This window comes from Litorilituus sediminis (assembly GCF_004295665.1).
In the GTDB taxonomy this organism is placed as follows: domain Bacteria; phylum Pseudomonadota; class Gammaproteobacteria; order Enterobacterales; family Alteromonadaceae; genus Colwellia; species Colwellia sediminis.
Map to the genome: position 1 here is coordinate 1,248,739 of NZ_CP034759.1, position 24,515 is coordinate 1,273,253.

Sequence of the window (24,515 nt, forward strand, 5' to 3'; positions counted from 1 at the left end):
CTTTGGCTAATTTGCTAGCAGATTAGTGACCTTTTTCAGCGTGCCCATAATTTTGTTGGCATATTGCGGATCAGTTGCATAACCTGCTTTTTGTAATCCCTGCAGGAAGTGTTCCACATTGTTAGATTTTTGCAGCGCATCTTGGTACCTGTCACTATTTGATAAGAAATCAATATAGTCCTTTACGCTTTCCGTTAATGATTGATAGGTTCTAAACGGCTCTTTTTTCTTCACCATAGTCCCCTGTTCAAACTCTAAGGTTTCTTTAGAGACCTTATCGCCAGACCAGCGAGAGTCGGCCTTGATGTTAAATAAGTTGTTTGAACTAGTACCATCTTGCGCCTTGATAATTTTTTGTCCCCAACCTGTTTCAAGCGCAGCTTGAGCGATAACGACCTCAAAAGGCACACCTAATTTTTCTTGCACCATTTGCGCAGGTTTTGTCAGTGCGGTAACAAAATCTTCTGGCTTATCAAAACTAGGTGATGACATTTTGACGTTTTCATTCGCTTCATTTGCTTTCACTTGTCTACTTGATAAAGCAAACGGGATATTTAAGCCTTGATTAGCAGCTTGTGAGCCTAAAATTGATGGGTTATTAAAAACAGTGATGCCTTCATCTTTATCATATCCAGCACTTTGCTGTTGATGCTGAAACTGATTAAGTAAACTATTTTTCATTGATTTATCTCGCAATGAGCTTTCATCAGAACTTTGCTCTGCAAGGTTGCCGTCATTACGTAATACAGAGCTAGGCTTATAGCCTTCATCATCGCCACCAAGTTGCCTAACAATTAAGTCAGTTAAACCTAAGGTTCCGTTTGAGGATAACTCTACCGCCATTTGCTGATCATGCATATCACGGTAAAACTTGGTTGATTGTGAATTAAATGGGCTATCAGACTCCAGTACATCTTGTGCCTTACGCATACTAGCTAGCAACATTTTCATAAAGATGGCTTCAAATTGCTGAGCCGCTTCTTTTAGTGCCGCTTTTTTTGCTTCGCCATCTTCAGCACGTGATTGTTTGCGAATATCATTAAGGCCGTTAAGCTCTAATGAGTTTCTCGCTTGGTCAAAAGCATGTGCTTTATTGATGCTGTTATCCATTATCAATTCCCATCATCAATTAAATGATGATCAGCTCACCACGAATAGCACCCGCTTGATCGAGCGCTTCTAATATTGCCATCACATCACCCGGACCTGCACCAACACCATTAATGGCTCTAACAAGGGTATCTAAGGTAACACCAGGCTCAAAGACAAACATACGTGCATCACTTTGCGTAACATTAATGGTTGACTGGTTAGTCACCACAGTTTCACCTTCAGCAAAAGCATTAGGCTGAGAAACATCCCTTAACTCATTAATATTTACCGTAATACCACCATGGGTTACCGCTGCGGCAAGTAGCTTAACTTCAGAGCCGATTACGATAGTGCCAGTGCGAGAGTTAACAATAATTTTTGCTGAGCCTTTAGCTGGTTCAAACTCTAGATTTTCTATCACTGATAAAAAGCCAACACGGTCACTAATATCTCTTGGCGCATCCACTTGAACTGAGGCAGCATCCAAAGCACGGGCGACACCTGGCACTAAATCGTTAATAGTATCAGCTAACCTTTTCGCTGTAGTAAAGTCTGTTTTACGTAAGTTTAAAGTAATGTGATCACCATGAGCAAATGGCGATGCCACTTCACGCTCAACCGTAGCGCCATTAGCAATACGACCAACTGTTGGTGTATTGACGACTACTTTTGAACCATCTAAACCTTCTGCACCTAAACCACTGACCACTAAACTGCCTTGGGCAACAGCATAAGCATTACCGTCAATACCCATTAAAATTGTTTGTAATAACGTACCACCACGTAAACTTTGCGCACTGCCCATACTTGAAACGGTAACATCTATGGTTTGTCCTGGCTTTTTAAAGGCATTTAACTCGGCGTGAACGGCAACTGCAGCAACATTTTTAATTTTAGGCTTAAGGTTTTCCGGCATAGTAATACCGAAGTTACTTAACATGGTTTTAAAACTTTGCTCAGTAAACGGGCTTTGCTCCCCAGTACCGGGTAAGCCAACCACTAAACCATAACCAATCAATTGGTTGGTTCGAACACCAGCAACATCAACCGCATCTTTAATGCGCTGTGCATAACTGGCAGTACTTAAAATAAGACCGCTTAGTATTAATGTGATTTTAATTACAGCTTTCATTGTTAATACCTATTCAACCTAGTGCCTAAAAAAACGAGTGCCTAAATAACCTTTAGCGAATATAGCTCTGCGCTTAAATTGGCCACCAACTGCTGCTAAAGAATTTGGTTAACCAACCTTGTTCATTAACATCAGCAAAGGTTCCTGTGCCAGCGTACTGAATTCGCGCATTCGCTACCTTAGTAGATAAAATGGTGTTGTTAGAATTGATATCTTTCGAGCGGATAATACCCGTTAGGCGAATATACTCATCACCATTGTTTAAGGTGATCCACTTCTCACCGCGGATCATTAAATTACCATTAGGTAAAACACGAAGCACATGAACGGAAATATTACCGCTTAGGCTATTGCCTTGATCAGACTTTGAGTCACCTTTAAACGCTGAGTCTTGCTCTAAACCAAACTGCAATGCTTTGCCGTTTACGGTAACCGCTTGCCCGCCTAATCCAGTTACCGCGCCTAAATCATATTCATTTTCTTTTTTCAGCTCAGTTTTAGCGTTTTTCTTCGCTTGGGTGTTTTCGCTTAAAATTACGGAAATAATGTCACCAATTCGGTGAGCTTTTGAGTCAGAATAAATATTGTTTACGTAATTTGCTTTAAACAAAGAACCTGTTGGCACAATTAAATCTTCTTCTGCCTCTGGCACGATAGGTGCAAAATCTGGATCATCAGGTAAGGCTTTACTTAGCTCTACCGTATTACTACAGGCACTGGTTAAAGCAATCAGTGCAGTTATAGTAAAAAGCTTGATAGATGTTTTCATAACAATTCCCCTTACGCTAACACCAACAACTTAAAGCTGTTGATTAATGTAGCTAAGCATTTGATCAACAGCTGAAATAACTTTTGAGTTCATTTCATAAACTCGTTGACTTTCAATCAGGTTAACCAATTCTTCGGTAGTATTTACGTTAGAGGTTTCCAATGCCCCTTGTACCAGCATGCCGTAACCTTCAAGTCCAGGTACGCCTTCTTGCGGCGCGCCACTTACCGCAGTTTCGGTATACAGGTTTTGTCCTATTGGCTCTAAGCCAGTTGGGTTTACAAAGTTACTTAGGTTAATTTGACCAACAACCGCAGGATCAGCCTGGCCTTGCAGCGTCACCGATACTTCACCATCTTGTGAAACAATAATGCTTAAGGCATCTTCTGGAATAGTCACTTGAGGTTGGATTAAATAACCCGCACCTGGTGTTACCATATTGCCTTCTTCATCCATGGTAAATTGACCATTTCGGGTATAAGCCGATGAACCATCAGGCATTAACACTTCAAAAAAGCCTTCACCTTGTACCATTAAATCAAGAGCATTATCTGTGGTGATCATATCCCCTTGGGTATGAATTTTTTGCGTAGCAACTACCTTAGTACCTGCACCTAGCATTAAGCCAGAGGGCGCTTCAGTATCTTGCGCAGTTCTACCGCCCGGTTGGTTAATGTTTTGATAAAGTAAGTCTTCAAATACTGCGCGGCTTTTCTTAAAGCCGACAGTACTGGCATTTGCCAAGTTATTAGAAATTACCGCAATATCTTTAGTTTGCGCATCTAATCCTGTTTTACTTATCCATAATGCTGGGTTCATAAATCACCTCGTGTACTGATCAATTTTCAGTGATAATTAAGTTAGAAAGCACGTAATAAAGAAGATGAGCTAGAGTCAATTTCTTCCGCGGTTTTCATCAATTTCAATTGCATTTCAAATTGTCTTTGTAAGGCAATCATTTCTGTCATTTCATTAACTGGGTTAACATTACTGGACTCAAGCTTGCCGCCCATGACTGTGACGGTAATGTCTGCCTGCTCAAGCACACCATCTTTTCGTCTGAATAAACCATCGTTACCTTTTTCAAGCATACGAGGATCTGGGTTAACTAATTTCAGTTGTCCCGCTTCTTCTTGTACTGATGCTGGCGCACCTTCAGGCTGAACCATGATGGTGCCATCTCGAGTAATTTCGATATTATTTACAGGTAGCGGCAAGTAAATTGGCCCACCATCACCGACAACTAATTGACCATTACTGGTTTCTAAAGCGCCTTCTTCGGTTAAACGTAAGTGTCCGTTTCGAGTATAGGCAACTTCACCTGTAGCATCTTGCACTGCAAGCCAGCCTTTACCTTCAATAGCAATATCTAGTGAGCGACCCGTACTAATTAAACCACCCGAGTCAAAATTTTGGCTAGCACGCTCGGTCATAGAAAACACACGGGTTGGTTGACCTTCACCATAGGCTTGCATACTTCTCGCTTGCGCTAAATCAGCCTTAAAGCCTGTGGTTTTGGCGTTGGCTAAGTTATTGGCATTAATTGATAAGGCCTGCATATTCTGTTTAGCGCCACTCATGGCGATATAAAGCATCTTATCCATGGTCATTACCTAATAAAAAAATTCATATCAATAGATAATGCAAAGGCAATGCCAACAATAGATACTTAACCTGAGATGGGAAATAAAAACGTTGTAGAGCTTTGCAGAGCTTTACTGAAGAGAGAAACAAAAATGCCACTAAAGCAGAGGGAACCTTAGTGGCAAGTTAACAAGTTCGCTTAAGTTAATTTTAAGCTCAACGCTATAATAACATAGCGCTCAAATCACTATCTGATTTGTAGTATGGTTTGGTTCAGCTGGTTATCTACTTCCAGCGCTCGCGAGTTCGCTTGGAAGTTACGCTGCGCTGAAATCAAATCAATTAACTCAGTGGTTAAGTTTACATTTGATTGCTCTAACGCTGATGAGTTAATAGTACCAAAAGTGCCTGAACCACCTTCGCCAGCAAGCGCTTCACCCGAAACTATACTTTCTTTCCAGCTGGTATTACCAATTTGCGTTAAACCTTGTTCATTAGCAAAATTCACTAAAGCGATTCTTGATAGAGGCTCTGAAGTACCATTACTGTAGGTCGCTCGTACTAAGCCATCAGGGCCAATATCAATGCCCGTTAAGCGCCCCACAGCTAAACCATTTTGGTTCAATGCGGTTACTTCAAAGTTAGAAGCAAACTGAGTTGGCTCATTTGGATTTGGCGCTAAAGGATCTAAGTTAAAATCAATTTGAATAGTTTGCGAAGATTCTGCACCATTTGAAAGAATGGTCGAACCTAACTGCTCCGTTATTATACCATCAGCTAATGGCGGGAATTGATCAATGAAGTCACCCGAACTAGTGAACTCCAACCTAGCGCCAACCAAACCAAAATTACCGGCATTAGGTGGTGGCAACGGTCTAGTAGATAATGGGCCTGACGCTGCACCACCGACTCGCCCATTTGCAATAGCATCAGTATTTGGATCTTGAATATCGATTGGCACCCCATCTACCGCGGCAAACATCAACCATTGATTGGGGTTAACAGTAGGATCATCTTTGACAAAATAATAGGTCATCACATGACTATCACCTAAAGAGTCAAAAATAGTCACTGAGGTTGAGTTATTAAAAGTAAGTGGATCTTCTGGATCAAAATTACCAGGTGCGCCTGATATATATGCATCACCTGCCGGTAAGTTCATCCGAATATCAACTTCGCTAGTAGCCGTAGGAGCACCAGACGATGTAGGAATACGAATTGGCTCAGCGGTACTTAAACTCACCGAAGCGGAAGAGCCATCAGAGTTAACAGGGAAACCTAATAAGTGACCACCTTGTGAGTTAACAACAAAGTTATCCGCATTTAATTTAAACTGACCCGCACGCGTATAAGAGGTTTCTAATGAACCTAACTCTGGCACAGTGGCAAAAAAGCCATTACCAGTAATCGCTAAATCAAGGGCGTTGTTAGTAAACTGAATACTACCTTGAGAAAACTGCTGAGCAACATCGGCGGTTAATACACCATCACCCACTTTTGTTTTACCCGATGCCAATAATGAAGCGGCATAAACATCAACAAATTCAGCACGCGACTCTTTAAAACCGACGGTATTCACGTTGGCAATATTATTTGATGTCACATCTAAATCTTTTTGCGAGGCGTTTAACCCGCTTAGTGCAATATTAAATGACATAATTTAACCCTCTTTTAAAAATTCTGCTCTTTAACAACTAAGCAAGTACATGAATTAATATTTGCTTAGTTGTCTTTAAATAAGCTGTTGCTTACTTAGAAAAATTGTTTAACCTTCAGATACTTCAACCACATCAGCTAATGCCATGGCATTGCCGCCATTTAGGTTAAGCATAATATTACCGCCTGCGCCTGCTAACGTAACACTATCAACTTTACGGTAAGTCATGGCTTGTAACTCTGACGCTTGCCCGTCAATAAGACCGGCAATTCTAAAACGGTATGCGCCAGCTGGCGCTGGGTCACCATTGGCCATTTGCCCATTCCAGACAAAACCAAACTCACCCGCATCAATATTACCTACAGGTACCGTTTGAATAATTTCACCGGCAACATTTTCCACATAAATGTTAACGTTACTGGCGGGTTTATCTGATATCACTTTACCTTTAACATCGTCACCTTCATTCATACCAAAAATGTTGTCATCAACTAAGACACTACGGCCTACCAGAGAAGATGCCTGCAATGCTTGGCTTGAAGTCATCGATGTGGCAAACGTTTCAAACGATTCATTTAGTTTTTGCACACCATCAGTGGTTGAAAACGCCGTCATTTGCGAAATCATTTCATTATTATCAACCGGCTTCGTTGGGTCTTGGCTTGCTAATTCTTTAGTAAGCAGTGCAAAAAAATCTGCCTGCGTGAGCATGCCTCTGTCTTCTTCAGCAACTTGGTATTCATCTTTTTGCCAACGCATTGCGTCGAGCGGGCTGCCGCCTTTAACTGTTTCCATGCTGCACTCCTACATTACCCTTAAGTTTTACCGTCACTATCGCCATTATCTTTGTCCTAACATTAAGGTCTTATTCAGCATGTTTTTTGCTGATTCAGCTAACTGAACATTGGTTTGATAAGAGCGAGAAGCTGAAATCATATTGGTCATTTCTTCAATAACGTTAACGTTAGGTTTATAGATATAACCGTCTTTATCAGCCATTGGATGATTTGGTGAGTATTCAACATTCAGTGGTTTATCGCTTTCAACTATGCCTAAAACCTGAACGCCAGCAGAGGCACTTTCTTGCCCAGCGGCAGCTTCTTGCATTGCCGCGGCAAAAACTGGATGCCTCGCCCGGTAAGTTTGATCGGCGCTACTACTAACACTGTCAGCGTTAGCAATGTTACTGGCTGTGGTATTGAGGCGAGTAGACTGTGCACTCATACCGCTGCCGGTGATGTCAAATACGTTAAATAGGCTCATGATTACTGACCTCCACTGATCACTTTCTTATAGGCTTTTATTTTGCCATTAAGAAATTGAACACTCGCTTGATACTCTAATGAATTTTCTAGATACAAGTTTCGTTCCACTTGTACATCAACCGTATTACTATCACCGGTATCAGGTTGATTTGGCACGCGATATTGCACGCTATTATCCACTTGTGTACGAATGTCGAAATGCTTTTCGTGAGTTTTGCTAATTTGCCCTTGCTGGCGCTGAGTAGCCTGAGCCATGGCTTGACTAAAATCCATGCCTTTTGCTTTGTAGCCTGGGGTATCAGCATTGGCAATATTACTTGCTATTACTTCGGCTCGCTGAGAGCGCAAAACCATGCCTTGAGCATGCATTTGAAAGCCTTTATCAAAACCTATCGCCATAGCAGCCTCACTTTGCATATTTAAAACTTAAACTATTAGTGACTTAAACATTCAACAATCATGCCAAATGCAGTGTCAAAAATTTGAAAGGCTGAAATTTTCTGGAGACTATAGAAAGGAAAACACCTTGTAAGCGAGTAGCAAGGTGTTGAAAAGGTTAACTATTTTTTCTGGTAAACAATACCTGGGTTACACCTGAGCATAGAAAAGTCTTGATTTAGACCCGATAAAGATTCCGATGCACCTAAGAACAGATAACCGTCGGTATTTAAAACACCATGAATTTGACTGATGATTTGCGCTTTAATTTCTGGCGCAAAATAAATTAATACATTGCGGCAAAAAACAATATCAAAACGTCCCATCAAACTATAACTGTTCAACAAGTTTAATGGCCTAAAGCTAACCATGCTTTTTACCTGATCTTTCACTTTAAGCATACCGTTATCACCCGGCTCAAAAAACTGTCTTTTACGTTCAGCCGACAAACCTCTTGCCAATGCTAACGAGTCATAATGACCATATTTACAGTGCTCTAGCATAGTAGTAGAAATATCAGTACCAACAACTTGCACGCCACGAGGAAAAGCACCGGGATTACTTTGTTGATACTCTAATACCGACATAGCAATGGAGTATGGCTCTTGCCCAGAAGAGCTGGCGGCAGACCAAATTTTTACCGGAGTCTTTCGGTTAGAAAAGTCTGGTAGCAATTTGCTTTTTAATAATTTAAACGGGTAGTCATCACGAAACCATAAAGTTTCATTGGTGGTCATGGCATCAATAACTGCGGCACGAAGTTGCCGCTCAACCGGAGAAAGCGTACGAGTTACTAACTCTCCTAACGAGCCCAATTCAAACTTCGCCATTAAAGGTGCTAATCTACTTTTAACAAGGTACTGCTTGTTTTCTCCAAGCACAATACCACACTGTTGCTCTAGAAAGGTTCTAAATTGATGATAGCTTTTTTCATCTAGTTGTCTTGCTGACACTCGTATTTCCTGTATAACTTTGCCGGTTTACTAAAACCTAAATAATGCTTAATTACCCGCAAGCAATTAAGCATTTTAAACAAATAATATTATATCTTTAACCACTTCTTCACCGCAGTGGCTAATTCATCAGGGTGAAACTTAGGGATAAAATCTTCAGCGCCAACCTTTTCAACCATGGCATTATTAAATACGCCACTTAATGACGTATGCAAAATAATGGGCATTTTTGCCATACGGTCATTTCCCTTCACTTCAGCTGTTAAGGTATAACCATCCATTTCTGGCATTTCAATATCAGATATCATTAAGGCAACTTTCTCTGTGATACTGTTTTCACAGGTGGCTTCAATGGCCAGTAGTTGATCTAATGCATCTTGGCCATTTTTCGCCAATATCATATTAATGCCAAGGGGCTCTAATGCTCTTTTTACTTGATTACGAGCTACGGTTGAATCATCAGCAATCATAACCAATTTGTCGCCTAAATCATCACCCACAGACGTATCAGCAACCTCTTCACTGAGCTCAGTTGACACAGGGTTAATTTCATTGAGTATTTTCTCAACATCTAAGATAGATACCATTTCATTATCAATCTCAGTGACGGCAGTTAAATAGCTCGACTTACCTGCACCTTCAGGTGGCGGCATAATGTCTTTCCAGCTTAAGGTAACAATGCGCTCAACTCCAGCCACAAGGAAACCTTGCACACTGCGGTTATATTCGGCAATGATAATAAAGCTTTCACTTGTTTGCGTGATAGATGGCCCACCAGTTGCTTTACTTAAATCGATAACTGAAATAGTTTGTCCACGAATGTGGGCAACACCTTTAATATAAGCATCTTGCTTTGGTAAGGATGTCAATGGCGGGCATTGTAAAACTTCCCTTACCTTAAAAACATTAATGCCAAAACGTTGCCTGCCAACAAGTTTGAAAAGTAATAACTCCAGCCTATTCTCACCAACTAATTGGGTTCGTTGGTTAACTGAATCTAGTATGCCTGCCATAAAAACCTCATTAAGAAATATACTAATTAAGTTAATTGATACCTATATAACGTCATAAGGGCACATTTCTTGAAAGTAATCTAATAAATATTATTAAGTGTCTAATATTTGACACTTGATTAAACACTGTTGACTAAATTAAGCATAGACGACTATTTGTATTTACCTAAAGACTAACAACAAAATTTATGAATTATATAAGAGTTTTTTCATCCTTTTTGATAGTAATGCTGTTCATGTCATATAACTGCGCCGCTGTTGAGTATGATCGTGACTTCATCCAAAGCCTAGTAAAAAAATACTTACAGGAGCAGATATCACCACCTGCTAATGGCAAAATAGCCATAAAAGTCGCCACCATAGACCCTAGAGTTACCATCAAGCCGTGTCAAACTCCATTGCAAGTAAATATACCTGAAAAATACTCGGGTAGAAACGTAAATGTGAAAATAAGTTGTTCTGATTCAACACCCTGGAAACTTTTTCTCCCTGCAAAAATTATGACGACCCTGCCAGTTTTAATTGCCAGTAAAAATATTACTAAAGGCAGTGTTTTAACAACAGATAATACAAAAGTGGCATTTATTGATAGTAAGAAGATTCGAGGTGAGCGATTAACGGATCAAAGCACTGTTCTAGGCGCAAAAGCTGAAAGGCGAATAGGTAAAGGTCGAGCCATCAGTAAACGTAGTATCTGTATCGTATGTAAAGGAGATATAGTAACCATTACCGCTAAAGCGGATAACTTACATATTAAAACTCAAGGGGTTGCTATTAGCTCAGGTAATATTAATGATCAAATTCGTGTCAAAAATAGCAGCTCTGGCAAGGTAATTAACCCCAAAGTAAAGGCTATGAACCAGGTAATAATTAATCTATAATTTTATTAAAGTTATCTTAAGCTTTGCCGATAACAAGTACATAGAATTATCAGAATTTTAAAATTAATTCCCTTAGGGTGTTATTATGGCTATAAATATCAATAACTTGAACAATCAAAGTCAAGTCCAGCAAAAGCAGCAAACACAGGTTAAGCAGCAATCAAGTCAAACTGCGGTAAATACCAACCAAACGAAAGCGGCAAGCCAGGACTCTGTTTCTATCACGCCACAAGCGAAACAGTTACATGAATTGCAAAAAAAGGCGGCTGATGCGCCTGTTGTCAATCAAAAGAAAATTGATGAACTAAAAAAAGCTATCTCTGCCGGTGACTACAAAGTAAACCCTGAAAAATTAGCCGCGAGCATTGCTAACTTTGAATTTAAGTTAGTGTAAAAAGTTTATTAAAGCTTTATTGATGCAGCAAAGCATTGATAAAGCTTTATTTAGTTTATCTTCTAACGACACCTTGCTAAACTTAATTCAATAGTAAATTGAAGGTAAACGGTATGTCTCAAGCTCTCACTCCTCAACAACTACTGGCACAACAACTTGAGCAATTAAAAACGCTTGAGACCCTTATTGCTCAAGAAAAATCAATATTGCAGCAACACGATCCTGACGCACTAATTAAAGTGAGCCAAGAAAAGAACCAATTACTTTTAGCTATTGAAGCACTTGATAAAAGAATAGCTTTAGATCAGCCATTCGCCCAAGAAAAAGCAGCCGGCAAATTAACTGCTGAACTTGAAGAAATCACAAAGTTATTAGAACATTGCCAAAAGCAAAATGCCATTAATGGCAGCATTATTCAACAATCGCAACTTGCTGTAGAGCGCATGAAAACATCACTGCTAGAAAACCATAACAAATCAACGATTACTTACGATAACAAAGGTAAAAAAAGTGGTGGCTTAAGTAGTATTGGCCTAAAAGCATAGAAGGCTTTATATATAAAACTCCCCTATTTAGTAGTGGAAAAGTATCAACCTTATTTAGGATGGGTCAACCCAACAAAAAAGAGCATATTTTCATATGCTCTTTTTTATTGGCCTTGCATTAAGTTTGTTCTGATCTTGTCTGAATTAATTCAACCAATTCAACTAATAGTAAGTCACTTCTTTGATTTCTTTTTTACTCTGACTTACTTGGTAAATCTCATAGACCTCAGCAAAGTCTAAGGATAGCTCTGTGGTATAGGTATCACCAACGGGGTAACTTTTTACCACTTTTGCTCCTCTAATAATACCGTTTACAGAGGCAGACAATTGATCATTATTAATAAGTAAATCAGCCATGGTCGTTTTACCATGAACCTGTTGTCCATAAACTTGCTCTGCTAGCTCCGCATAAGCTGCTATTTTTGACGCCTTAATTGCCATTAACATGCGCTGTGTTTCATGCTCAGACTTTTGTAAACTAATTGGCGCGTAACCTATACCTTGCAATACAGGAAAGCTCTCTGGTTTCACTGTTTGCCACTCTATGTGCTTATCATACACGGTAGAGCAACCTACATTTAGCAGAAACAAAAACGTTACTAAGGCGATCTTACTTGCTACTCTCATCATCATAACCTCACACAAATCACGTAACAGCAACACTAGTTTTGAATGCTTACAGCACGCTCATCATCAACTAGCATAGCGCTTGAACGAATTAGCATGCCATCTTTCATTTGTACATTCTCGTTCGGATTTAACTTATCACCTAACACCCAATGAGGAATAAACGACTGAGCTGTAGCGACAACAACTTTTGACTGAATACCTATCATACGCGCATTTACAATAATGCCATTTTCTTGTTCTATCATGGTACCGGCAACAATATAGTCAATTATCTGACGTTCAGGCAGCTCTTTCCAATCGCGACTAAAAACATAATCACCTTCTTTAGTAACACGTATATGACCTGTTGTTTTAAAATCTATCACCACTAAACCATGACGCTGCAGCTCATGAACAAAGCTCTCTGCCAGCTGATTACCTAGCCAGTTGGTTGTTTCTAAATCATCTAATTCAACAAATGAGGCAACAGCGACAGGCGTTTTTGCCGTAACAAAGCTACTACTTTCAAGCATTTGATAAGCAAGCCCTTTTACCACATCATTGATAGCATGCTTTGGTAAGTTGTAGCTATCAATCTCACCTTTATCTACTTGAGTTGACTGATAAAAGTCTCGTTCGCCAGTAGCTTCACAAGCTACTAAAGCGGGTATCATCAATGGTAAAAGCCACTTTTTCATGGTATTCCCCTCTACAATGCCGCAAGATAAAATCAAGCGCATAAAGCTGTCATTAATTCACTCAGTGCAGTACTAAGTATTTCTTGGCAAATACAATGCATTATTCAAGCCAAAAAAACTAAAAGTGCAAACTTTTCCCTCTTTGGCAAAGATAACCGCAAATTCAGGCATAGTATATGCATTTAACTCAAACAATATTAAATAATGACGCACGGTAAGTTTATTCAGTATGGCTAACAATTGCTTTAACACATTAATAAAGTGGCAGAACAAAATATCCATCATCATTTGTCTATTAGTCACCACTAGTTTTTCTGCTAGCGCGCAATGGTATGAAACCCAAGGTCATGCGAGAACAGATACGAATAACCTAGAGGTAGCACGCACTAAGGCTATGGAAAACGCCCTAAAAAAAGCCCTATTAGTTGCCGGTGCTGATGTTTCCAGTGTACAAAGGGTGGTTAATGGCTTACTCACCCAAGATAAAATTGATATACGAGCAACGGGTAGTGTTAATGCCGTTGAAATTGTCAATGAAACCCATAGCGATAACTTGATATCTGTCACCATTAGAGCAGACATTTTCCCGCAAGAAAAGCAGTGTTTTGCCGTTAATTTTAAAAAATCAGTTCTACTGACGAAAAGCAAGGTTAAACACAGGCAACAAGCCAATATAGGGCAAATTTATGCCATAGATAAAGCAGTAATCAACAGGCTAAGCAAGCAACTAAGTAAGCAAAGCAATTACACCAGTAATATAAATGCTGTTAATAATACGACAGAGTTTTCTCGTTTAAATAACAATCTAGATCACGACAAAATTACCGAACTTGCGCGTACACTAGGCTACAGCACCAATAGCCAATATGTTATTTTTAGTGAAATTAATGATATTTCTTTTGAAGAACAAAGAACAAACAGTTGGAAAATTTGGCAACAAGGAGTGTACCCACGTAACTTTGCTCTCGATATTTATCTTTATAATGGCATCAGTGGTGAACTACATTGGCATCAGCAATACCAAGATACTAAACCTTGGACTTTCAGCAAACGAAAAGCAGTTGACGTTAACGGTACTGCCTTTTGGCAAAGTGAGTATGGCGCTATGATCGATAAACTGCTTAATCAAGTGGTATCAGACATTGATGAAACTATTATGTGTGAGCCAAGCCGAGGAAAAATTCTAAGAGTAGATGGTAATCAAATTATCTTTAACTTAGGAAGAAACAATGGCGTAAAAGTTGGCGATGAGTTTACCTTGTTAAGACTTAAGCATTTCACTGATAATACCGGCAGTTTATATACCGGCTATACGGTTAGCCCGCACAAAGTGAAAGTGACACAATTAACACGAGAGACCGCTGTTGCTGCCAGTGCTGACAATAGTTTATTTAACAATATACAAATTGAAGATTTAGTGGTTAGGTATTAAAAATATCATTGTAAACTAGTTACTTACCATGATAAATTGCCAATAATGCAACGTCCTCATAGTTTAACTGGATAAAACTGCGGCCTCCTAAGCCGCTGCTCCAGGTTCGAGTCCTGGTGGGGACGCCACTTTTAAGCCGCTAAAAAGAAAAAAGCCCATCACTTATCATAGTGATGGGCTTTAAATTTATGAGTAAAGTGTATTTACTCTTGTTCTGTTTGCGTTATTTCTACGTCCATGTCATCGGCTACAGAGGTATTACTTAATATCGCCGAAATGGCCATAATAAGTACAGCAAATATAACTGTAGTCAGCTTAAATCCTCGTGAAGATGACTTATTCATTTTATTACCTATCTAGCTGCTGTCATTTATTATTAATTCACTGTATAACAGCCAGTCAAAAATCTATCTGATTTTAAAATTGATTTCAACTGTTTAGCTAAGAAATGTTTAAATTTTATCCATGCCATCAATCTAGGTGAGTAAACTCATCAAAATACTGCGCCTGATGTTGATCTTGTTTCTCTTGTGAGGTTACTGTGACCTTTATTGACGTACTTAACATACCACCGCCAGAGGTTAAAGTGCCTAAACGCACACTACCCTGCATCAAATTACTCATTTCTTTAACCATGGTCATAGCAGTACTAAACGAAGCAAGATCTTCATCAACTAAGGCTTTAACAGCGTCATCACTCTCATGAGATGTACTTTCATCTTGGTGAGAATAGATAAAAAATAAAGTCGCCCTGTTGTGTAGATGAGTATGCACTTTCACCGATAAACGTAAACTGTCAGTATTAAACAAGGCTTGAGCACCTTCTGTAAAGGCTATTAATAACTTTTGAATACGCAATTCATCACTATCAATAAAGTGAGGCACTTCTTTGTCAATTAACAAAAATATTGATTTTCCTTGGGCTATGTTATTAGCCTTTAACATTAACTCTACTCGATTTAAAAAACCGTAAAAATCAAACGCCTCTTCTTTTACTATAGTTTTACCAGACTCAATTTCTGAAATATCCATCATGGTATCGAGTAACTGACTAATATTATTACTCGCATGATTAATACCAACCACTTGCTTATTGTTAATACCTTTTTGCTTGAACTGTTCTATAAACACTCGTATCGCTTGCAGTGGCACTCTAAATTCATCATTTAAAGTACGTAAAAAATGTGTTTTAGCTAAACTTTCTCGCTCTGACTTTTCTTTGGCTAAAATAACCGCTCGCGTTTTATTATTTACCTGCTGAGTTAGCTCAATCGAATAAGCTGCCATCATAAGTAACAAGAGTTGTAACGTTAAAGCCCCCAGTGTGCCACCGATTAGCATCACCCAAACTTGCCAGCTTTTATCTTGAACAAACCAGGGTTGTTGTTCAGCTAAGGTAATTTGCCATAAGCGAGAATAAATGGGTAAGGTTAGAGTATCGACATGACGGTTCAGCCGCGAAACAGATTTGCCATAGATAATATGAGGGCTAGGGTCGGTAATATCTTCTATCTGGAAATTGACACTAATATCACTGCCTGCAACTAAGCGATTTAAAAATTTATCAAATTGCACCACGGCGACAACAAAGCCAACTAACTGTTGAGCCTCTTTAAATTGGTTATTCTTTTCCTCACCGTTATTTTTTTTATAAACAGCCTTAGTAAACAATACGCCTGGAGCATTAAAATTTTCTTGCGCAAGCGCAATTGGCGCACTAGCAACTATATGTTCGCTCAACGCGACTTGGGACATAGATAGTGCCTGTTTAGGGTTGCTATAAACATCTAACCCCAATACTTCAAGATTATTCTCCTTCGGGTAGATGTAATATAAAGGCGCATAAACCTCACGTTTTTGCGCGAAATATAACTTATTTCCTTTAGCACGCTCTCGAATAACGTAATTAAATGCCAACTCCTTAGTGGCGTTAAGCTCAAACGCAGTACGTTGTTCATCTGTAATTATGGGTGCCCATTCCAGTGCGCGAATGCTGGTGTTTTCCCCTAAAATATCTTCACTAAACACCTCAAACTCAGCCCTTGTTACCTTTTCACTGGCATTAAATAACGCTGATAAGCTATTTAGTTGTCGAATAACATCATGAACTTCTTGTTTAATCACTCTTTCAATATCTTGTTTTTCTTGTAAAAAGCGGTTTAACCTTTGATATTGTTGCTCATCTTGTGAAGTTTTTAATAATAGTAGTACTGCTAAACCAGCTAAAACTGAAGCACTAACAATAAAAAAGCGTTTACTGACACTTAGCTGAGACAATTCTTGCTCTTGTGCTAGTAAAACAAGCGGAATAAAGAAAACCGACACCAACATACTGCTCGACCAAGCGCTCATAAAGGTGTAAAAAAATGAGCCAAGCATGACTTGATTATCAATAACAGAAATAACTAACGCAGATACAGCAGAAACTAAACTGGCTAAAGGCCCTACTCGTAAAAAGAACTGTAATAGCCAGCGACGAGATCTTAACCATTTTCGATAAAACACATACTTATGAACCAACTGTTTTGCCCAAAAGCTTTGTAAAATAATTGCCAATGTTGCAATCAACGTGGCGGCAATATGCACATCAATTAGCAAATACTTATTTAAAAAAGCAACAAATATAGGTGTCGTGACAATAACAGCGAATAAGGCAGGCGCTCCCCAAATAATAATTAAACCACTGGCTACGGCTGCTGCAGGACCAACATAATTAATTAATGAAAACGGACTCATGACCATAAGAGCGCTAACACAAACGGTAAAATAAAGAGATGAAGCAAAAAAGAAGCGCTGTAATCCTAACGGCATAATTTATTTTTGTAATTTAAATCAATTGGTTTTCTTAGCCCAAGTTAAGATACTATCACCATTTTGCCTTTAAGCCATTATTTAAATAACTTCACCACATTTACAGCGCTTTTCTTACATTTTTCTTAGCTACGCGCGCTATTATTCAAGTTAACCTGCCCTGTAGGAAAAATAATATAAAAAATAATGTAATAAAATTTGCGCTACAGGCTTGGGTGAGGGAAAATATGCGACCTTAAAATCAATTATTCACAACACTGCACTCTTTCGGTAAATTTTTATCTAAGAGACATCAAAGACTGGAGCTAATATGTCATCGCGTCAAGAACTGGCAAATGCCATTCGTGTTTTAAGTATGGATGCTGTACAAAAAGCAAAATCAGGACACCCTGGAGCCCCTATGGGTATGGCGGATATCGCCGAAGTTTTATGGCGTGACTTTTTAAAGCACAGCCCTACAGATCCAAGTTGGGTAGATCGCGATAGGTTCATTTTATCTAACGGTCACGGCTCTATGCTTATTTATTCATTATTGCATTTGTCAGGATATGACGTATCAATGGATGACTTAAAAAGCTTCCGCCAGCTCCATTCAAAAACACCAGGTCACCCTGAATATGGTTATACGCCTGGCGTAGAAACAACCACAGGCCCTCTTGGCGCTGGTATTTCAAATGCGGTAGGTATGGCAATTGCTGAGAAAACCTTAGCGGCACAATTTAACCGCCCAGAACACGATATTGTTGATCACTTTACCTATTGTTTCTTAGGTGACGGCTGTTTAATGGAAGGTATTTCTCATGAAGCATGTTCACTTGCTGGTACATTAGGCTTAGGCAAGCTTATCGCTTTTTGGGATGACAATGGTATCTCTATTGATGGTGAAGTTGAAGGCTGGTTCACCGACAACACGCCTGAGCGCTTCAAGTCTTACGGCTGGCATGTCATTGAAATTGATGGTCATGACTCTAACGCCATTGCTGACGCTATTAGTCAAGCTAAAGCAGTAACAGACAAGCCAAGCATGATTTGTTGTAAAACCATTATTGGTTTTGGTTCGCCAAACAAAGAAGGCACACACAACTGTCACGGTGCGCCGCTAGGTGATGAAGAAATTGCAGCAACTCGCGAAAAATTAGGTTGGTCACACCCTCCTTTTGAAGTACCTGAAAGTGTTTATGCACAATGGGATCAAAAAGAAAAAGGCCAAGCAAGCCAAACAAGCTGGAATGAAAAGTTTGCCGCTTATCAAGCTGCTTACCCTGAACTTGCCAGTGAATATGAACGTCGTGTTATTAAAGGTGAATTACCACAAGACTTTGAAGACAAAGCCAATGAATTCATCAAGCAATGTCATGAAAGTGGTGAGAACATTGCTTCACGTAAAGCCTCACAAAATGCTATCGAAGCCTTTGGTAAAGTTTTACCAGAAATGCTTGGCGGCTCAGCTGATTTAGCGGGTTCAAACTTAACCTTATGGTCTGGCTCAAAAGGCATTGAAACTGATCCTGCTGGTAACTACATTTTCTACGGTGTACGTGAATTTGGTATGAGCGGTATCATGAATGGTATCTCACTACACGGTGGTTTTATCAATTACGGCGCAACATTCATGATGTTTATGGAATATGCACGTAACGCTGTTCGTATGTCAGCACTTATGGGCATTCAAAACATTTTTGTTTATACCCATGACTCAATTGGCCAAGGTGAAGATGGTCCAACTCACCAACCAATAGAGCAATTAACTAACTTACGTACCACGCCGAACCTGACAACATGGCGTCCATGTGATGCGACAGAATCTGCTGTTGCATGGAAAGCTGCGGTACAAAATCAAAAAGCACCAACGGCTTTAGTATTTAGTCGTCAAGGTTTGCCAGCAATTTCTCGTAGCGAGAGCCAATTAGCTGACATTGAAAAAGGCGCTTATGTAATTCAAGATTGCGATGGTAATGCTGATGTTATTTTGATTGCTACCGGCTCTGAAGTAAAACTAGCGTTAGACTCAGCAGCGGTATTGACTGAGCAAGGTCAAAAAGTACGCGTAGTTTCTATGCCGTCAACTAATGTATTTGATGCGCAATCAAAAGAATATAAAGAGTCTATCTTACCGTCTGCAGTTACTAAGCGTGTTGCTATTGAAGCAGCTCACGTTGACTTCTGGGCCAAGTATGTCGGTTTAAATGGCGCGGTTGTGGGAATGACCACCTTTGGTGAGTCAGCACCTGGTAACGCCTTATTTGAGCACTTTGGCTTTACAATAGACAATGTAGTCAATACAGTAAACAACCTTTAATAAGCCTCGTAGGTGGGTAGCTCACTACCCGCCTACCTCCTGCTTTAGTCGAACTTCAACATCACATGACAATAAGAATCGCCATCAATGGCTTTGGTCGTATAGGTCGTAGCTTAGTTAGGGCCCTTTATGAAAGTGGCAAAACAGACAATTTAACCGTAGTTGCTATTAATGAGCTGGCACCAACCGAAGGTATAGCCCATTTATTAAAATACGATACCACACATGGCCGTTTTCCATTTCCGGTTAGTTATGATAACGACACATTAATCATTCATGACTCACATGGTAACAGCAATAATATTTCGGTAAGTCATGTTGAAAGCTTAGCTGAGCTGCCGTGGCAGCAACACGATGTTGATATAGTCATAGACTGCACCGGGAAATTTGGTAGCTATCAAGATGGCCTAACCCACCTTAAACAAGGGGCGAAGAAAGTCATATTTTCTCACCCAGGCGGGCAAGACTTAGACGCCACCATTATTTTCGGTGTAAACCATAACAGCCTATCCTCAGAGCATAAGGTCATTTCTAATGGCTCATGTACCACCAATTGTATCGTCCCTGTTATTAAAGTCATTGATGATGCCTTTGGCGTAGAAAGTGGCACAATTACCACCATTCACTCATCGATGCATGATCAGCAAGTGATTGATGCCTACCACCCTGATTTAAGGCGTTCACGTGCCGCAAGCCAATCTATTATTCCGGTAGATACCAAATTAGCCACAGGGATTGAGCGTATTCTGCCGCAATTTAAAGGACGCTTTGAGGCCATTGCCGTACGTGTGCCTACGGTCAATGTCACCGCGATGGATTTAAGCGTAACCGTCAATACTGATGTCTCTATTGACGATATAAACCGTGCCTTTAAGGTAGCTCAAACAACAGGATTAACTGGCATACTCGCCTATACTGAAGAGCCGTTAGTATCGGCTGACTTTAATCACGATCCTCACTCTTGTATTGTCGATGGTAGCCAAACGCGCGTTAGTCATAAGCGCTTAGTCAAAATGCTGGTCTGGTGTGATAACGAATGGGGCTTTGCCAATAGATTACTAGATACTGCACAAGCAATAACTTACTAACTTTTATATTAAATATTTAACTAGATTTAAACTGGAGACACTGATGTCAATTATCAAAATGACCGACTTAGCACTAAATAACCAACGCGTGCTTATCAGAGAAGATTTAAATGTCCCTGTACAAGATGGCAAAATCACGTCAGATGCTCGCTTAAAAGCTGCACTACCTACACTAAAATTAGCACTTGAAGCAGGTGCTAAAGTGATGGTGATGTCACACCTTGGCCGTCCAACAGAAGGCGAAGCAAATGATGAGTTTTCATTACAGCCAGTAGCTGATTACTTAGCTGCCGCATTAAACTTCCCTGTACGTTTAGTTAAAGATTACTTAAATGGCGTTGAAGTTGGCGCAGGTGAGTTGGTTATTTTCGAAAACATTCGTTTTAATGTTGGCGAAAAGAAAAACAATGATGAATTGGCACAAAAATTAGCCAGCTTATGTGATATTTTCGTTATGGATGCTTTTGGTACGGCTCACAGAGCGCAAGCAAGTACTCACGGCGTGGCAAAATTTGCACCAACAGCTTGTGCTGGTCCTTTACTTGTTGGCGAATTAGAAGCCTTAGGTAAAGCATTAGACAATCCAGCTCGTCCACTGGTTGCTATTGTTGGTGGCTCAAAAGTGTCAACTAAACTAACCGTATTAGATTCATTAGCTGGCATTGTTGATCAACTGGTTGTTGGCGGTGGTATTGCTAATACTTTTATCGCCTCAGCAGGTCATAATGTCGGTAAATCACTTTATGAAGCTGACTTAGTTGCAGAAGCGACAAGACTAACTAAACAAGCACAAGAGAATAACGGTGATATTCCCGTACCTACTGATGTGGTAGTAGCTGGTGAGTTTTCACCAACAGCAAAAGCAACATTAAAACCTGTAAGTGAAGTATCTGCTGACGATATGATTTTTGATATTGGTCCAGACTCAGCGAAAGCACTTGCTGATATCATTGAAAATGCGGGAACCATTGTTTGGAACGGCCCTGTTGGTGTATTTGAGTTTGATCAATTTGGTGAAGGGACCAAGGTCATCGCACAAGCAATTGCCAACAGCTCAGCATTTTCAATTGCCGGTGGTGGCGATACGTTAGCTGCTGTAGATAAGTATGATATTGCCGATAAAGTGTCTTATATCTCTACCGGCGGCGGTGCTTTCTTAGAGTTTTTAGAAGGCAAGAAGCTTCCTGCTGTGGCAATTCTTGAAGAAAGAGCGGCAGACGCTAAATAAATCTAGCTTATAAAGCAAATACCTAAGCCGCTTTAGTTAAAGCGGCTTTTTTATATCTAGCTGAGAATGCTTATCTGAGTAGATTTAAGCCTAAAGCATGCCAGTTTTAGGCGACAATAATGCTAAGGTTAATCGTGAAGTTAATACGGCGCATATCATATTACTCCTTCCCTACACCCTAATGATTCGAAAGTAATGTGGTTAACTTTCAACACAATATCCACTAAAAAACCAATGACAACGTTATCATTGCGTATTTTTGCACAAGTTTTCTTGTAATTTTCGTACATAATTCACTTTTATCTAATCAAGCTGTCAAAAAGACAAGTTATTTCAATTTATTCTGACAAAAATCACCACCTTCTGATATAATTCCTGTAGCTAAAGTAAAAACTTTCAACCACAGCGACAAACAGTTAATTAGGAGTAATTAAATGGCTTTAATATCAATGCGTCAAATGTTAGATCATGCAGCAGAATTTGAATACGGCATTCCAGCATTTAATGTAAATAATTTAGAGCAAGTAAGAGCAATCATGCTTGCAGCAAGCGAGACTGATAGCCCAGTTATTATGCAAGCTTCAGCAGGTGCAAGAAAATATGCAGGTGCACCATTCTTACGTCATTTAATTTTAGCTGCCATTGAAGAATTCCCACATATTCCTGTGGTAATGCACCAAGATCACGGTACATCACCAAGTGTTTGTCAGCGTTCGATTCAATTAGGTTTTTCATCTGTAATGATGGACGGCTCACTGATGGATGATGGCAAAACCCCAAGCTCGTACGAATATAACGTTGATGTTACTCGCCGCACGGTTGAAATGGCTCACGCATGTGGCGTATCAGTTGAAGGTGAATTAGGTTGCCTTGGTTCATTAGAAACTGGCATGGCTGGTGAAGAAGACGGTGTTGGCGCTGAAGGTGTTTTAACTAAAGAGCAAATGCTAACAGATCCAGAAGAAGCAGCTGATTTTGTTAATAAAACTCAAGTTGATGCCTTAGCTATCGCCTGTGGTACATCACACGGTGCCTATAAGTTTACTCGCCCACCAACAGGCGATATTCTTGCTATTGATAGAATAAAAGCTATTCACCAACGCATTCCTAACACTCACCTGGTTATGCACGGCTCTTCATCTGTACCACAAGATTGGTTAGCTGTTATTAATGAATATGGCGGTGAAATCCCTGAAACTTACGGCGTACCTGTTGAGCAAATTCAACAAGGCATTAAGCACGGTGTGCGCAAAGTAAATATTGATACGGATTTACGCCTTGCCGCTACCGGCGCAATCCGTCGCTTCTTGGCTCAAAACCCGAGTGAATTTGACCCAAGAAAATTCCTACAAGTTTCAACTACCGCTATGTATGAAATTTGTAAAGCAAGATACGAAGCATTTAACACGGTTGGTAATGCTAGCAAAATCAAACCTATAAGCTTAGATACAATGTTTGAACGCTACCAAAGTGGCGAATTAAATGCGTTAATCAAGTAATTACATATAATTGCCAAGACTCATTCTAGGATGAGTCACACTATGCTAAGGGCCTAAATGGCCCTTTTTTATTGCCCTAGCATCACTAAATTACAAATTGATAAAATAGAACTGATTGCACTATATCAAAGTCAATGGTTATAATGCTGTGCTCATTTTACCGTGTATTACACGTAATTACGCAGCATTAAGTAAAAACCGCCGATGTATCAACTTATTTTTCTATTACTGTTACTTATCACTTCTAGCCCTTTATACAGCCGGGCATACCCTGATTATAAAGTTGAAAAATATCATGCTAGGCACAGCAGTGAATTAGCAAGTACCGAAGATATTTTAGCCAGTATAGAGCAGGCAAACACTGTATCGACAACAGACAAGCCCATTTTTACCGCTTCTGCCCAGCTTGGTTTTTTATTTCAAACAGGTAATACCAAAAGCGCAGACATCAAAGCTGGCTTAGATTTTCGTTACGAAAAAAACCTTTGGCGTAGTTTAGTCATTTTCGATGGTCTTTTAAAAAAGACAGAGCTTACCGATGACCAAGGTCAAACAAGTTTTGATACAACGGACAATAAATGGAGTGTGGTAACACAAACCAATTACATCGTAGATACCAAGAATAAAAACTACCTTTATGGCAATTTATTCTATGAAGAAAACCGTTTCTCTAGTTTTGACTCTCAAGCATCTTTATCAACTGGCTGGGGCCGCCGCTGGTATGAAGATAGCAAAGCAAGTTTAGATGCCGATATTGGCCCTGGTTTTAAACGAGATGTGACTAAACCAACTCAAGCAAGTGACGATGCGCCTTTTTTAAGTGAAACCAAGGACTCTATCATTTTACAAGCACAGGCACTTTATATTCGAAAAATAAATGAACACATTGAATTTAAACAGCTTTTTGTCGCTAAACATGCTATAGAATCCGGTGAAAATAGCTTATATAAAGCCGAAACATCCGTCACCAGTAAGCTTATTGATTCACTTCAGCTAAAACTCAGCTTCGTGATTGATTACAATTCAAAAGTTGAGCAGGATAAAGCAAATACCGACACACAAACTGCTGCGGTATTGGTATATAGTTTTTAACCTTATTACAGGCATTGCCAACTAATTTTGGCAATG

24 protein-coding genes and 1 tRNA gene are annotated in these 24,515 nt (G+C 39.7%); 10 read left to right on the forward strand and 15 right to left on the reverse strand.

All coding sequences use genetic code 11. From position 1 onward, the window contains the following. Window positions 1-6: 6 nt before the first annotated feature. The 11 genes from flgJ to EMK97_RS05690 form a co-directional block, all read right to left on the reverse strand. On the reverse strand, window positions 7-1,110 hold the full coding sequence (gene flgJ, locus EMK97_RS05640; RefSeq protein WP_130600213.1) for a flagellar assembly peptidoglycan hydrolase FlgJ: 1,104 nt from the start codon (window positions 1,108-1,110) through the stop codon (window positions 7-9). 19 nt (window positions 1,111-1,129) lie between these two features. Continuing rightward, window positions 1,130-2,212, reverse strand: a complete 1,083-nt coding sequence (locus tag EMK97_RS05645; RefSeq protein ID WP_425462189.1) for a flagellar basal body P-ring protein FlgI — start codon at window positions 2,210-2,212, stop codon at window positions 1,130-1,132. A gap of 85 nt (window positions 2,213-2,297) precedes the next feature. After that, window positions 2,298-2,993, reverse strand: coding sequence for a flagellar basal body L-ring protein FlgH (gene flgH, locus EMK97_RS05650; RefSeq protein WP_130600217.1), 696 nt, complete (start codon window positions 2,991-2,993; stop codon window positions 2,298-2,300). 30 nt (window positions 2,994-3,023) lie between these two features. Further along, entirely contained in the window at window positions 3,024-3,812 is a 789-nt protein-coding gene (gene flgG / locus EMK97_RS05655) for a flagellar basal-body rod protein FlgG (RefSeq protein WP_130600219.1), read from the reverse strand. A gap of 41 nt (window positions 3,813-3,853) precedes the next feature. Then, window positions 3,854-4,597 (reverse strand): flagellar basal-body rod protein FlgF, encoded by a 744-nt coding sequence (gene flgF / locus EMK97_RS05660; RefSeq protein ID WP_130600221.1) that lies wholly within the window; start codon window positions 4,595-4,597, stop codon window positions 3,854-3,856. Window positions 4,598-4,824: 227 nt separating this feature from the next. Then, window positions 4,825-6,234 carry a flagellar hook protein FlgE gene (gene flgE / locus EMK97_RS05665; RefSeq protein WP_130600223.1) on the reverse strand — a complete coding sequence of 470 codons (1,410 nt, stop codon included), beginning with the start codon at window positions 6,232-6,234 and terminating at the stop codon, window positions 4,825-4,827. Window positions 6,235-6,342: 108 nt separating this feature from the next. Further along, complete coding sequence (locus EMK97_RS05670) at window positions 6,343-7,029, reverse strand: flagellar hook assembly protein FlgD (protein WP_130600225.1); 687 nt, start codon at window positions 7,027-7,029, stop codon at window positions 6,343-6,345. A gap of 45 nt (window positions 7,030-7,074) precedes the next feature. After that, window positions 7,075-7,497 (reverse strand): flagellar basal body rod protein FlgC, encoded by a 423-nt coding sequence (gene flgC, locus EMK97_RS05675; RefSeq protein WP_130600227.1) that lies wholly within the window; start codon window positions 7,495-7,497, stop codon window positions 7,075-7,077. 2 nt (window positions 7,498-7,499) lie between these two features. After that, complete coding sequence (flgB, locus tag EMK97_RS05680) at window positions 7,500-7,898, reverse strand: flagellar basal body rod protein FlgB (RefSeq protein ID WP_130604392.1); 399 nt, start codon at window positions 7,896-7,898, stop codon at window positions 7,500-7,502. A 161-nt stretch (window positions 7,899-8,059) separates the two neighbouring features. Then, a complete protein-coding gene (locus EMK97_RS05685; RefSeq protein WP_130600229.1) occupies window positions 8,060-8,890 on the reverse strand; it encodes a CheR family methyltransferase in 831 nt (276 codons plus the stop codon). An 89-nt stretch (window positions 8,891-8,979) separates the two neighbouring features. Continuing rightward, window positions 8,980-9,903, reverse strand: a complete 924-nt coding sequence (locus EMK97_RS05690; RefSeq protein ID WP_130600231.1) for a chemotaxis protein — start codon at window positions 9,901-9,903, stop codon at window positions 8,980-8,982. A gap of 236 nt (window positions 9,904-10,139) precedes the next feature. Here EMK97_RS05690 and flgA point away from each other — a divergent pair, with 236 nt between their 5' ends. The 3 genes from flgA to flgN all read left to right on the forward strand — a co-directional run bounded on the left by flgA (window position 10,140) and on the right by flgN (window position 11,723). Continuing rightward, a complete protein-coding gene (flgA, locus tag EMK97_RS05695; protein ID WP_246028893.1) occupies window positions 10,140-10,784 on the forward strand; it encodes a flagellar basal body P-ring formation chaperone FlgA in 645 nt (214 codons plus the stop codon). Between the two features lie 85 nt (window positions 10,785-10,869). Then, on the forward strand, window positions 10,870-11,178 hold the full coding sequence (gene flgM / locus EMK97_RS05700) for a flagellar biosynthesis anti-sigma factor FlgM (RefSeq protein WP_130600235.1): 309 nt from the start codon (window positions 10,870-10,872) through the stop codon (window positions 11,176-11,178). Window positions 11,179-11,291: 113 nt separating this feature from the next. Next, a complete protein-coding gene (gene flgN, locus EMK97_RS05705; protein ID WP_130600237.1) occupies window positions 11,292-11,723 on the forward strand; it encodes a flagellar export chaperone FlgN in 432 nt (143 codons plus the stop codon). 162 nt (window positions 11,724-11,885) lie between these two features. Here the strand turns inward: flgN and EMK97_RS05710 are convergent, their stop codons facing one another. Both EMK97_RS05710 and EMK97_RS05715 read right to left on the reverse strand, forming a co-directional pair. Further along, window positions 11,886-12,356 (reverse strand): LPP20 family lipoprotein, encoded by a 471-nt coding sequence (locus tag EMK97_RS05710; RefSeq protein WP_342774637.1) that lies wholly within the window; start codon window positions 12,354-12,356, stop codon window positions 11,886-11,888. A gap of 29 nt (window positions 12,357-12,385) precedes the next feature. Beyond that, the gene (locus EMK97_RS05715; RefSeq protein ID WP_130600239.1) at window positions 12,386-13,030 is read right to left on the reverse strand and encodes a FlgO family outer membrane protein; all 645 of its coding nucleotides are present in this window, start codon (window positions 13,028-13,030) and stop codon (window positions 12,386-12,388) included. Between the two features lie 229 nt (window positions 13,031-13,259). On the opposite strand from EMK97_RS05715, the gene EMK97_RS05720 reads away from it, so the two are divergent. After that, window positions 13,260-14,462, forward strand: a complete 1,203-nt coding sequence (locus tag EMK97_RS05720) for a flagella assembly protein FlgT (protein ID WP_130600241.1) — start codon at window positions 13,260-13,262, stop codon at window positions 14,460-14,462. A gap of 52 nt (window positions 14,463-14,514) precedes the next feature. Then, a tRNA-Arg gene (locus EMK97_RS05725) sits at window positions 14,515-14,590 on the forward strand. Window positions 14,591-14,665: 75 nt separating this feature from the next. On the opposite strand, the gene EMK97_RS19025 is transcribed toward EMK97_RS05725, so the two are convergent. Both EMK97_RS19025 and EMK97_RS05730 read right to left on the reverse strand, forming a co-directional pair. Then, window positions 14,666-14,806, reverse strand: a complete 141-nt coding sequence (locus tag EMK97_RS19025) for a hypothetical protein (protein WP_170176725.1) — start codon at window positions 14,804-14,806, stop codon at window positions 14,666-14,668. Window positions 14,807-14,933: 127 nt separating this feature from the next. After that, entirely contained in the window at window positions 14,934-17,273 is a 2,340-nt protein-coding gene (locus EMK97_RS05730) for a CHASE domain-containing protein (protein WP_130600243.1), read from the reverse strand. Window positions 17,274-17,583: 310 nt separating this feature from the next. On the opposite strand from EMK97_RS05730, the gene tkt reads away from it, so the two are divergent. The 5 genes from tkt to EMK97_RS05755 all read left to right on the forward strand — a co-directional run bounded on the left by tkt (window position 17,584) and on the right by EMK97_RS05755 (window position 24,479). Further along, the gene (gene tkt / locus EMK97_RS05735; protein ID WP_130600245.1) at window positions 17,584-19,572 is read left to right on the forward strand and encodes a transketolase; all 1,989 of its coding nucleotides are present in this window, start codon (window positions 17,584-17,586) and stop codon (window positions 19,570-19,572) included. Window positions 19,573-19,637: 65 nt separating this feature from the next. Further along, the gene (epd, locus tag EMK97_RS05740; RefSeq protein WP_130600247.1) at window positions 19,638-20,660 is read left to right on the forward strand and encodes an erythrose-4-phosphate dehydrogenase; all 1,023 of its coding nucleotides are present in this window, start codon (window positions 19,638-19,640) and stop codon (window positions 20,658-20,660) included. 43 nt (window positions 20,661-20,703) lie between these two features. Further along, window positions 20,704-21,888 (forward strand): phosphoglycerate kinase, encoded by a 1,185-nt coding sequence (locus tag EMK97_RS05745; RefSeq protein ID WP_130600249.1) that lies wholly within the window; start codon window positions 20,704-20,706, stop codon window positions 21,886-21,888. A 434-nt stretch (window positions 21,889-22,322) separates the two neighbouring features. Continuing rightward, complete coding sequence (gene fba / locus EMK97_RS05750; RefSeq protein ID WP_130600251.1) at window positions 22,323-23,387, forward strand: class II fructose-bisphosphate aldolase; 1,065 nt, start codon at window positions 22,323-22,325, stop codon at window positions 23,385-23,387. Between the two features lie 204 nt (window positions 23,388-23,591). Beyond that, entirely contained in the window at window positions 23,592-24,479 is an 888-nt protein-coding gene (locus EMK97_RS05755; protein WP_130600253.1) for a DUF481 domain-containing protein, read from the forward strand. The last annotated feature ends 36 nt before the right edge of the window (window positions 24,480-24,515 follow it).